The following is an 11149-nucleotide window of genomic DNA, read 5'->3' on the forward strand; positions in this document are numbered from 1 at the left end:
CTCCTAATCTTGCGTCCATGGTTCTTTCTTTAAGACCATTGTTCTGTTGTATAGAACGCAAAAGATATGGAGACCGCATGATCCGTTTCACTTTCCCGCTGCGCCATACCCTGCTTTGCGCGATGGTTGCCGCTGCCCCCTTCCTTGCCACGTCTGCCGCCGTCGCCGCCGACACCTACCCTACCCAGCCAATCCGCCTCGTGGTGCCCTTCCCGCCCGCAGGCGGCACCGACGTGCTGTCGCGCGTGGTGTTCAACACGGTTGGCGCTTCGTCCAAGTGGACGGTCGTGGTGGAAAACCGCGCAGGCGCAGGCGGCAACATCGGCCTCGATCTCGTTTCCAAGGCCAAGGCTGACGGCTACACGCTTGGCATGGGCCAGACCGCCAACCTCGCGATCAACCCGACGCTGTATCCGAAGATGCCGTACGACGCGGTCAAGGATTTCGCGCCAGTGGCGCTGGTGGCCGCGCAGCCCGTGGTGCTGATCGTGCGGCAGGACGCCCCGTACAAGTCGCTGGCCGACCTCGTGGCGGCTGCCAAGGCGAAGCAGTTGTCGATGGCCTCGGCCGGCACCGGCACGGTGGGTCACCTGACCGGCGAGATGTTCCAGCGCCGCGCGGGCATCAAGGCGCTGCACGTGCCGTACAAGGGCGCCTCGCCCGCACTGACCGACCTCATGGGCGGCCAGACCGATTTCTATTTCGCCACGCCGCCCATTGCCATGCCGATGATCAAGGCGGGCAAGCTGCGCGCGCTGGCGGTGACTTCCGCCAAGCGCGTGGCGCTGCTGCCGAACGTGCCCACCGTGGCCGAACAGGGCTACGCCGGCTTCCAGGCCGAAGACTGGAAGGCCGTGGTGGCACCGGCCGGCACCTCGCCCGAAGTCATCGCGCGCGTCAACGCGGAAATCAACAAGGCGCTCAAGCAGCCGGCCACCATTGCCAAGCTGCACGACGAAGGCAGCGAACCGCGCGGCGGCACGCCGGCGGAACTGGCCGCCTTCATCAAGAGCGAGAACGCGCACTGGGGCGCCATCGTCAAGGAATCAGGCGCCCGCGTCGATTGAACCCCGACAGGCAAGACACCATGCAAAAGCCGCTTCGCAATATCCGCGTGCTCGACCTCACCAATGTGCTGGCCGGCCCCTTCTGCTGCCACCAGCTGGCCCACATGGGCGCCGAGGTGATCAAGGTGGAAACGCCGGGCACGGGCGACCTCGCGCGCCAGCTCGGCGCCGATCCGGAACTGAACCGGAACCTGATGGGCGTATCGTTCCTGGCGCAGAACCCGGGCAAGCGATCGATCACGATCAACCTCAAGCACGCGCGCGGCAAGGAAGTGTTTCGCAAGCTCGTGGAAGGCGCCGACGTGGTGGTGGAGAACTTCCGTCCCGGCGTGATGACCCGCCTCGGACTCGGCTTCGACACGCTGAAGACCGTCAACCCGCGCCTGATCTATTGCGCGATCTCGGGCTTCGGACAGGATGGGCCGCTGTCCGACCTGCCGGCGTACGACCAGATCATCCAGGGCATGTCCGGCGTGATGAGCATCACCGGCGATCCACAGAGCGCGCCGCTGCGCGTGGGCTACCCCGTCTCCGACACCATCGGCGGCATGACCGCTGCCTTTGCCATCGCCGCGTCGCTGGCCGACAAGGATCGCACCGAAGGCTACTTCCTCGACGTATCGATGCTCGAAGCCACCATGGCGACGATGGGCTGGCAGGTGTCCAACCACCTGATCGCGAACAAGAACCCCGTGCCGATGGGCAACGAGAACATGACCGCGAGCCCGTCGGGCACGTTCCGCACCGGCCAGGGCCCGCTCAATATCGCCGCCAACAAGCAGGAGCAGTTCGAAGCGGTGTGCCGCGTGATCGGCCGCCCCGAACTCGCCACCGATCCGCGCTTCGCGGAACGGCAGTCCCGCCTGGCCAACCGCGCCGCGCTGACCGCCGAACTCGAAACCGAACTCGCGAAGAAATCCGCCACGGAATGGTGGCAGTTGCTCAACGATGCCGGTGTGCCCGCCGGCCCGGTGCTCGACGTGCCCGACGTGCTGGCCCATCCGCAGGTACGTGATCGCGGCATGATCGGCGCGTTCGCCAATGTGCCCGGCGTAGGCCGCGACATCCGGCTGGTGCGCACCGGTTTCAAAGTCAACGGCACCGCGCCCTCGGTGGATACCCCGCCGCCGCAACTGGGCGAGCACACCGAAGCCATCCTCCACGAACTCGGCTACGGCGCCGATGACATTGCCACCTTGAAACAGGAGCGCGCGCTATGAGCGACACCCCAACCTCTTCGACTGTGGCAATGGACGCCGGTCAGCAGGCATCGCAGGACTGGTGGCACACGCAGATCATCGACATGAAGCCGGGCGAGATCCGCTATCGCGGCTATCCGATCGAGCAACTGATCGGCAACGTCTCCTTCGCGCAGATGATCTGGCTGATGCTGCGGGGCGAGCTGCCCGCCCGGCGCGAAGGTGAACTGCTCGACGCGGCGCTGATGGCGGCCGTCGATCATGGCCCGCAAGCGCCCAGCATCGCCATTGCGCGCATGGCCGCCACCTGTGGCGTGGGACTCAACAACGCGATGGCCTCAGCCGTCAACGTACTCGGCGATGTGCATGGCGGCGCGGGCGAACAGGCCGTGGCGCTCTATCACGACATTGCGCGCCGTGAAGACGAAGGCATGACGCTCGCCGATGCCGTGACTGCCGGCCTGGCGGACTATCGCGACCTGCACGGCAAGTTCGTGTCGGGCTTCGGCCATCGCTTCCACCCCATCGATCCCCGCGCACCGCGTTTGCTGGAACTGGTGGATCAGGCGGCGAAGGATGGTGTTGTGTCCGGCCGTTTCGCGGCCATCGCCCGTGCCGTGGAACAAAAACTCGGCGAAGGCCGCGCGAAGCCGATCCCCATGAACATCGATGGCGCCACGGCAGTCATCTACGCGGAACTGGGCTTCCCTGCCCCGCTGGCGCGCGGACTGTTCTGCCTGTCGCGCTCGGTGGGCATCCTGTCGCACGCATGGGAACAGACCCAGCAAGGCGGCCGCAACAAGGGCCCGATTCCGCGTCAGTTCATCTGGACGTACGACGGGGTGGCGCAAAGGGATGTACCGGGTCGAGAAACCGGTCGTTAATGAAAATCCCGGCTCGACACCAGTAATCGGCCGAGCAGCGGACTCATGTCGACCAGCTCCTCGGCCACCAGGTGTCGCACGTCGCCCTGCCGCTGCCAGGTGCCGATAACGCCGAGCAGCGTGGCGCCGAGCACCTCCTTGCGCTGGCTTTCCACGAGTCCCGGCCAGATGATCACGTTGATCGCGCCGGTTTCATCCTCGATCGAAGTGAAGATGGTGCCCTTGGCCGTGCCGGGGCGTTGCCGCACCGTGACGATGCCGCAGGCGCGCACGCGGCGGCCATTGCCGATGCGCGTCAACTGCTCCGCCGTGACGTACTTCAGCGCGGCCAGCCGGCGCCGTAGCAGTGTCAGCGGATGGCATTTCAGTGAGAGGCCCGTACTGGCGTAATCGCCGGCCACGTCCTCGCCGATCTTTGGCGCGGCCAGTTCCAGTTCGCGTTCGGGTGGCGGCGCTTCGTGGAGCAAATCGCGATGCGAGGTCTGCACCACGGCTGCGCGCGCCTGCCAGCGGGCTTGCCGACGATGACCGGCCAGTGCACGCAACGCATCGGCAGCGGCCAACACGTCGATATCGTGGGCATCAAGTTCAGCGCGACGTGCGAGGTCTTCCACGCTATCGAACGGCTGCGCGGCCCGCGCGGCCTCGATGCGCAGCGCGGCGGTTTCGCGCATGCCCTTCACGCGATTCATGCCCAGCCGCACGTCGCGGTGCGGCTGCCCCGGCCGGCGCGGTTCCAGTGCGCTTTCCCAGTTGCTGATCGTCACATCCACGGGCTGTGTCACCACGCCATGGCGCCGCGCGTCCTGCACCAGTTGCGAGGCCGAATAGAAGCCCATCGGCTGGCTGTCGAGCAGCGCGCACAGGAACGCGTCGGGGTAGTGGCACTTGATCCACGCGCTCACATAGACGAGCTTGGCGAAACTGGCCGCATGGCTTTCCGGAAAACCGTATTCGCCAAACCCCTCCACCTGCCGGCAGATGCCGATGGCGAATGCCTCGGGATAGCCGTGCGATGTCAGCCCGCGCATCAATGCATCCTGATGCTTCTCCAGCCCGCCCTTGCGTCGCCATGCGGCCATCGAGCGACGCAACTGATCGGCCTGCCCCGGTGTGAAACCGGCTGCATCGATGGCCAGTTGCATCACCTGTTCCTGGAAGATCGGGATGCCCAGCGTGCGGCCCAGCACGCGTCGGATCACGTCGTCGAAGTAGGTTGGCAGCTTGCCCGTGCGGCGCAGATCCTCGCGCCGCTTCAGGTACGGATGCACCATGCCGCCCTGGATCGGGCCGGGCCGCACGATGGCCACTTCCACCACGAGGTCGTAGTACTGGCGCGGCTGCAAACGCGGCAGCATCGACTGCTGCGCGCGCGATTCGATCTGGAACACGCCGACGGTATCTGCCTTGCAGATCATGTCGTAGGTCTTGTCGTCAGTCTCGGGCAGGTCTTCCATGCGCGTGGGCAGACCGGCACGCTCGGGCTCCGGGTTCGGAATCATCGCCAGCGCGCGACGGATGGCGGTCAGCATGCCCAGCGCCAATACATCCACCTTGAGCAGGCCCAGCGATTCCAGATCGTCCTTGTCCCACTGGATCACGCTGCGATCCTTCATCGCCGCGTTCTCGATGGGCACCAGCCGCGACAGCTTGTGCTGCGCGATCACGAACCCACCCACGTGCTGCGACAGATGACGCGGAAAGCCGCGCAACTGTTCCGTCAGACTGGCCCATTGCTGCACCGCCACCGAATCCGGATCGAGCCCATAGCGCGAAATCCGTTCGATAAATGCCGTGCCGCCATCCCACCATGCCTGCCCCTTGACCACCTGTTCCACCACGCTCGCATCGATGCCGAGCGCGCGCCCCACGTCGCGCAACGCGCTGCGCGAGCGGTACGAGATCAGCGACGCGGCCAGCGCAGCGCGATGGCGCCCGTACTTCCTGTAGATGTACTGGATGACTTCCTCGCGCCGCTGATGCTCGAAATCCACGTCGATATCGGGCGGCTCGTCGCGCTCGCGCGAAAGAAAGCGGCCGAACAGCAGGTTGGCCTGCTCCGGACTGACCTCGGTGATATGCAGGCAGTAGCAGACCAGCGAGTTGGCGGCCGAGCCGCGCCCCTGGCACAGGATGCCCTTGTCGCGCGCAAAGCGCACGATGTCATGCACGGTCAGGAAGAACGGCTCGTAGTGTTTCTCCTCGATCAGCTGCAACTCGCCTTCGATCTGTGTTTCCCACTCGGGCTCCATGCCGTGCGGGAACCGTTCGCGAATCCCCTTCTCGACTTCCGCGCGCAGATAGCCGATTGGCGTATAGCCGGCCGGCACGATTTCCTCGGGATACTCGTAGCGCAGCGTGTCGAGCGAGAAGCGGCACTGTGCGGCGATGCGGAGTGTCTGCGCCAGCGCCTCGCGCGGATAGAGCCGCGACAGCACCTGCCGCATGCGCAGGTGTGCTTCGGCATTGGGCGCCAGCGCCATGCCGCACTGAGGCAGCGGCTGGCCGATCCGGATCGCGGTCAGCACATCGGCCAGCGGCTTGCGCGAGCGCACATGCATGTTCACGGCGCCGGCCGCCACGAGCGGCACGCCGGTTTCCTGCGAGATCTCCTGCAGGCGCGTGCGATGGAGCGCTTCGGCATGGCCTTGCAGCAACTCCAGGCCCATCCAGACCCGCTCGCCGAACACCTCGCGGCACCAGTGCGCCTGCGCGCGCAGCACGTCGGCATCGGCGCAGTAGTCGGGCAACAGGATCGCCAGGCAATCGGGCATGCCGCGCAGATGCGATTGGTCGGGTTGCGGATCGGCCAGATCGGACGGATGCAGCAGATAGCTGCCCTTCTCCGCGCGCGTGCGGCCCAGCGTGATGAACTCGCAGAGATTGCCGAAGCCTTCGCGGTTGCAGGCCAGCAGCACGAGGCGCGGCGGCGGCACGGTATCGCCGGGCGCCGCCGTCAGCGTGAAGCGGCTGCCGATAATCAAGTTGAAGTCATCGGCGGCGGCGGCCAGCGTCTCCAGCATGGCATGGCGGCGCGCGGCGGCATCGGTATCGTGGCCGAAGCCGGCCGGATTGCCATCCTCGTCCTCTGCATCGTCTTCATCTTCCTCATTGGCGAGGAAGGCAGCGAGTTCATCCACGTCATCGCTCTCCCCGGCCGTCTGCCCCGCCGCCAGACGCCGCGCGCTGCGTGCGACGGCTTCCCACATTTCCTCGCGCAACGTCTTGATGGCGTGATGTGCGCGCGCCGTGCCCGCCACGGAACACTCGTCGGTCAGCGCCAGCCCGCTGTAGCCAAGCTGGAACGCGCGCTCGATCAGTTCCTGCGGATGCGAGGCACCATCGAGAAACGTGAAGTTGGAAATGCAGTGCAGCTCCACGTAGTCGGGCAGCGACGGCAGCAGCGAAGACAATCCGGGCAGCATGGCGATCCTTCCCGGCGTTCAGGCGAACAGGCCATGCAGGAACCAGCGGTATTCGCCGCCGTCTTCCTGCCCGTCGCGCGTGGGGCGACCCGGCCGTTCCCGATAGACCCAGCAGCGTAGCCCATCCTCACGCTCGGCAATGAAGTAGTCTCGTGTGGCCAGGCCGCCGTCCCACCATCCGGCTTCAATGCGTTCGGGACGCGTCAGCATCACCAGCGGTCCCTGATACACGGGACGATGTTTCTCCACGCGCAACGCACGGGGCGACTCCAGCAGCCACAGCGGACGCTCGGGCGGCAGCGGACCGACAGCGCGCGCGGAAGTCCGGGCCGGCGGCTCGTCCACGGGACACCAGCGGTTGGCGCTTTCAGGGCGATGGTCGGCCAGCGGATGCGGCTGCAGCACGTTGTCGCGCCCGAGCCGCGCCACGAGCGTATCGATCAGGCGGCCCAGTTCGGCCGGCTCCGCGCCCGGATCGGGAAACAGCGCATCGCTCTGCGGCACGCAGGTTTCCATCGTCTCCACGCGCAGCCCCAGACCACCTACCGGCGCATGGAAATGCACCTTGTCGAGCTTCTCGCGGAACAGCTTGGAGAGATGCGCGGCGTCACGGCTCGGCTGCGCCAGGGCGAGCGGCACCGGCGTGGTGTCCATCTCCTCGCCCAGCCGGTAGCGTTCGTGTTCGAGCACCAGCACGCAGCGCGTGACGCCGGACTGCTGCGCGGCCAGCCAGCCGGACAGCGCCAGCAGCAGCCGCTGCGCACCGGCCAGCACGCCATCGACGGACTCGATGCGCCCCGGCAGGTCCATCCGTTGCGCGAACGTGGGCGGCGCCTCGAACCAGACGAAGCCGGTGGGCGTCTGGTCATACGCTTCATCGAGCCGCGCCAGCAGCCCCGTGCCGAGTCGGCGCGACAGGCCCGCACGCGGCAGTGCCCGCACCTGCCCCAGCGTGCGGCAGCCGATACCTTCGAGCCACTCGGGATCGGCCAGTGCATGCAGGCAATCCACGGGCAGGCGATCGAGCAGCCGCAGCATGCGCGCAGGCTGCACCGCACGCCGCGCCGGCCGCACGATGCCGCGCGCGGTCTTGCGCACCGGCTGACGCGCGAGCCACGCCGCCCCCTGCGCCGTGGTGCCGCTGCCAACCTGCGCAAACGTGCCGAGCTGGCGCACGCGGGCGCGCACCGCGCGGCACAGCGCACGATGGCCGCCGAACAGGCGCAGGCTGGCCGTGACGTCGAGCATCACCGTGGCCGACTCCGGTTCGGGATCGATCGTCACGCCCGGCGTGAAATGGAGCAGCGTCAGCGCCACCGAGGTCATCAGCGCTGCCTCGGCCACGAGATCGCGTTCGAGCTGCACCACATCCGCAGACAACGCCTGCACGCCGCCGCGCCGCATGCCATAGCCCACGCCCAGCGCCACGGCCGGGCCGTTGGCCAGCACCACGCGCTCGCGCTCCAGCACCGCCACCGGAAGCTGATGCAGCGTGCCGGTGACGGGGCTGGAAGGACTCGGCGGCTGGGAGACCGCGCCGGCTGGCTCAGGCCAGTTCGGCTGCAGCGCGTCCAGCGGCAGGCGCGGCAGATGCACCGCGATCCAGAACGTCATCGGCAACAACATGAGAAGGAACGACAGAAGAAACAGCAGGAGCAGGAACCACCGCCGGCAGGCCCGTGCGCTGCGGCACATGCGCCATGCCTTCCAGCGGCAGCAGCAGCGGCGTATCGCGAACCGGACCGCGCCGCTTGTGGAACACGATCGACATCAGGTTGCCCGGCTGCGGCGACAGCGCCAACCGCAGCACCGCTGGCGACGATTCGTGCAGCACGCGCATCGGGCGCAGCACCCACACCACGGTATCGCCAGCCTGCGCCAGCACCTGCAGGCGCCGCAGCGCCTCGGGCCGCGCACCGGCCAGCCAGACCAGCAGCGCACCGAACGCCTGGCTGCGCAGCATCTGCTCGGCGGCCCAGAGCATGTCCGTGCGCTGCGCAGCCATCGTCGCGCCCGTGGTAGGGCGCACCCAGTAGAGATGACGTGCCGGCAGGCCCTCGGCCAGCCCCGATGCCAGACCCGCGGCATTCGGCAGGTAAGGCGGATTGACGAAGCCGATGCGCCGCCCGCTTTCGGCCAGCGTGCGCAGCGCCGGCATCAGCAGCCGCAGCTCGCCCGCGCCCTCCTGCGCCAGCAGCAACTCGGTCACGGCGCCCGCCGGCCACCCGCCGCCCGGCAACTCGGCGGTCAGCGCGTCATAGCCGGTCGGGCAGACCGGCAAGCGGCCGGCATGGCCCAGCTGGCCCGCGCGCCACAGGCCGGGATAGCGATGTTCGAGTTCGCGCACCGACTGGCGATGCACGGAAGAAGATGGGGGCACAGGGTCCGCCGCCAGAAGCGACGGCTGCTCCTGCAGGGGCGCAGCCATGATGCATAGGATTTTGTCGAATACTGTATGTTTATACAGTATCGTCACCGATGCAAGAGGCAGGCTCCCGATGTGCTGCAAATGGCATTTTCAAAACGATGTTTGCGCGTCTGCCACAGTCCGGCCCCGGCGAATGCAAACAACTGTGAAGTGTCATTGTGAAGTGTCAGGCAGTACGGAACAATGCGTTGCTATGAAACGGAATACGCGCGAATGCGTGCATCTGCTGATCGAAGGAATGCAGCGCCAGGGGCCATTGCGCCGCGATGCGCTGGCTGACGCCTGCGGCTTGAGCGCCGAGGAAACCACGCGCGCCCTGAAAGCCGCACGGCAGATGAGCGTGATCGACCACGTACCCTACGGCCCCGGCACCCCGCCGGCCGCCGTCTTCTACCAGCTGACCGGCCGCCAGTTGCCGGCCGCCCGCAAGAGCACGCGCGTCCCGCCCGCCCCCGATGACCGCTTCCAGCCGCTGCTGGAAGCGTGGTGGAACAGCGGCGAACTGGACCGGGCCTGAGGAATTGCCAAGGGACGATTGAAGGAGCTATCCGTCGTCAGTCTTCGAAATTGGCTCCAAACGCTCTGGAAATGGCAACTGGCCGGTTGTAGTGCAGTCCCGTTTCGCGATCGAAGTACTGCCCCTGGAACCGCAGTGGATTCTGGAGCCCCGCCTTTTCGTGCGGCGGTCTAGATAACTTCCTGCACCCCACCCTAAGCTTTGCACTGGGCGCCTCAGGCCAGTTCGGCGTAGCCCACTACGACACGGCACAACGAACTGCACTTAACCGGGATGCCACGCAAGAGCGATTGAACGCATCTTCTTGAAATCTCATTCCCAGTACAAAAGCATTGCCTCAGTTAATTTGGCGAAAATTCGCTATGAAGTTCGACCGACGGATCAGCATTGATTTCGACCCTCACGCCGTCGTGCTGCACGGCAGTAATTATGAATCGATCAATACTTTCGTCAACGACTCTCACTCCATCCACTACGGAAAATAACCCAAAAATAGCTACACGAACAGACTCATAAATTATTCCGTCGAGCAGAATTTTTTCATCATTCGTCATACGAGACCGCCATTCCGCCGCCTTAACTAATAACTCACGGGGTCTCTTTCCCGGGGGCGAGGTTATGGTTTTTACGACTGTATTCTCTGCCTGCTCTTGCACGTGTGATCTGACTGCTTCTACAAATTTCTCGGTGTTCACTTGTTAAGCTCCTCGCATCGGGAATTCATTTTTTAAACGCATTCGGATATGTCGTCTTATTAAGAACGATAAGTTTCTGCAGACATTCGTTGGAGGCGTTAGTGTTCCGCCTCAGATCCGTTATATCCTTAGCTAACAAATTTCTCGCCGTACCTGCATAGGAGCCTTTGAGCGTTGGGATTTGAGCATGTTCATCGGCGGGAACAGCAATCGACGGAGCCGTCTGTTGATCATAGCCAACAACAACTTGGGCTGCTGGTTGTTTTTGCATCGCGTGATGAATATCGAGATCATCGCCGGAAGCAGACCGTCGCTTGAGTCGATTGAATGGACCAACCTCATATGCAGAGCACGGGTCGCAAGGGCAGCGCGCCAACCCGAGTGGATCCACCCAACCCACCGGATTCGGCCCATACAGGAAGACATTTAATCCGCCAGCGAAGCCGATAGGATCCTTCGAGATGAAGCGCCCACTCACCGGATCGTAATACCGATACCGGTTGTAATGCAGCCCCGTTTCGTGATCGAGGTACTGCCCCTGGAACCGCAGCGGGTTCTGGATGCCAGCCTTGCGTGCAGCGTCCGATATCACCCCCTGCGCCGCCCCCCACGCCTTGTACTGCACACTCCACGCGATCTCGCCAGTTTCGTCAGTCAACTCCTGCGGGGTGCCGAGGTGGTCGCACTGATACCAGGCCATGGCGTCGAACGGCTGCGGCGGGATGGTGTACGTCCACAGCGGGTCTTCGTCGATGTCGTAGTCGCCTTCGTACACTGGCTGCAAGTGCAGCCGCATCGGGCTGTGGCGCACCGCTTGCGCGAGCGGCACGAAGCTGCCCGGTTCGTAGAGGTAGTGGGTGGTGCGGGCCGCGCCGGAGATGGGGCGGAAGTGCGTGTCGGCCCCCGATTCGGGTTCCTGGCGGCATTCCCAGGC

At 65.4% G+C, this 11149-nt stretch carries 9 protein-coding genes; 4 read left to right on the forward strand and 5 right to left on the reverse strand.

All coding sequences use genetic code 11. The annotated features are described in order from the left end of the window. Positions 1-77 precede the first annotated feature (77 nt). From FFS21_RS30860 to FFS21_RS30870, 3 genes are read left to right on the forward strand one after another with little or no spacing between them, the layout of a single operon-like run. Positions 78-1067: a tripartite tricarboxylate transporter substrate binding protein gene (locus FFS21_RS30860; protein ID WP_137928475.1), complete on the forward strand. Its 990-nt coding sequence runs from the start codon at positions 78-80 to the stop codon at positions 1065-1067. A gap of 20 nt (positions 1068-1087) precedes the next feature. After that, positions 1088-2287 (forward strand): CaiB/BaiF CoA transferase family protein, encoded by a 1200-nt coding sequence (locus tag FFS21_RS30865; RefSeq protein WP_137928476.1) that lies wholly within the window; start codon positions 1088-1090, stop codon positions 2285-2287. Then, entirely contained in the window at positions 2284-3150 is an 867-nt protein-coding gene (locus FFS21_RS30870) for a citryl-CoA lyase (protein WP_137928477.1), read from the forward strand. The genes FFS21_RS30865 and FFS21_RS30870 overlap by 4 nt, the downstream gene beginning before the upstream one ends. On the opposite strand, the gene FFS21_RS30875 is transcribed toward FFS21_RS30870, so the two are convergent. Genes FFS21_RS30875 through imuA form a run of 3 tightly spaced genes read right to left on the reverse strand, consistent with a single transcriptional unit; the run spans position 3147 to position 9003 of the window. Then, on the reverse strand, positions 3147-6575 hold the full coding sequence (locus FFS21_RS30875; protein WP_137928478.1) for an error-prone DNA polymerase: 3429 nt from the start codon (positions 6573-6575) through the stop codon (positions 3147-3149). The genes FFS21_RS30870 and FFS21_RS30875 overlap by 4 nt on opposite strands. An 18-nt stretch (positions 6576-6593) precedes the next feature. After that, the gene (locus FFS21_RS30880) at positions 6594-8189 is read right to left on the reverse strand and encodes a Y-family DNA polymerase (RefSeq protein ID WP_137928479.1); all 1596 of its coding nucleotides are present in this window, start codon (positions 8187-8189) and stop codon (positions 6594-6596) included. After that, a complete protein-coding gene (gene imuA, locus FFS21_RS30885) occupies positions 8122-9003 on the reverse strand; it encodes a translesion DNA synthesis-associated protein ImuA (protein WP_137928480.1) in 882 nt (293 codons plus the stop codon). The genes FFS21_RS30880 and imuA overlap by 68 nt, the downstream gene beginning before the upstream one ends. A 193-nt stretch (positions 9004-9196) precedes the next feature. Between imuA and FFS21_RS30890 the strand changes: the two genes are divergently transcribed. Continuing rightward, positions 9197-9520 (forward strand): helix-turn-helix domain-containing protein, encoded by a 324-nt coding sequence (locus tag FFS21_RS30890; protein ID WP_137928481.1) that lies wholly within the window; start codon positions 9197-9199, stop codon positions 9518-9520. A 341-nt stretch (positions 9521-9861) separates the two neighbouring features. Here the strand turns inward: FFS21_RS30890 and FFS21_RS30895 are convergent, their stop codons facing one another. Both FFS21_RS30895 and FFS21_RS30900 read right to left on the reverse strand, forming a co-directional pair. Continuing rightward, complete coding sequence (locus FFS21_RS30895; RefSeq protein ID WP_137928482.1) at positions 9862-10215, reverse strand: hypothetical protein; 354 nt, start codon at positions 10213-10215, stop codon at positions 9862-9864. A gap of 25 nt (positions 10216-10240) precedes the next feature. Further along, on the reverse strand, positions 10241-11149 hold a 909-nt coding region (locus FFS21_RS30900; protein ID WP_212745282.1), incomplete at its 5' end, for an RHS repeat domain-containing protein.

It is taken from the genome of Cupriavidus sp. 2SB (assembly GCF_005503625.1).
In the GTDB taxonomy this organism is placed as follows: Bacteria; Pseudomonadota; Gammaproteobacteria; order Burkholderiales; family Burkholderiaceae; genus Cupriavidus.

What these genes read in the sequence shown, in the direction of transcription:
- FFS21_RS30860 (WP_137928475.1), top strand. Translation starts at nt 78, where the DNA reads ATGATCCGTTTCACTTTCCCGCTGCGCCATACCCTGCTTTGCGCGATG.
- FFS21_RS30865 (WP_137928476.1), top strand. Translation starts at nt 1,088, where the DNA reads ATGCAAAAGCCGCTTCGCAATATCCGCGTGCTCGACCTCACCAATGTG.
- FFS21_RS30870 (WP_137928477.1), top strand. Translation starts at nt 2,284, where the DNA reads ATGAGCGACACCCCAACCTCTTCGACTGTGGCAATGGACGCCGGTCAG.
- FFS21_RS30875 (WP_137928478.1), bottom strand. Translation starts at nt 6,575, where the DNA reads ATGCTGCCCGGATTGTCTTCGCTGCTGCCGTCGCTGCCCGACTACGTG.
- FFS21_RS30880 (WP_137928479.1), bottom strand. Translation starts at nt 8,189, where the DNA reads ATGACGTTCTGGATCGCGGTGCATCTGCCGCGCCTGCCGCTGGACGCG.
- imuA (WP_137928480.1), bottom strand. Translation starts at nt 9,003, where the DNA reads ATGGCTGCGCCCCTGCAGGAGCAGCCGTCGCTTCTGGCGGCGGACCCT.
- FFS21_RS30890 (WP_137928481.1), top strand. Translation starts at nt 9,197, where the DNA reads ATGAAACGGAATACGCGCGAATGCGTGCATCTGCTGATCGAAGGAATG.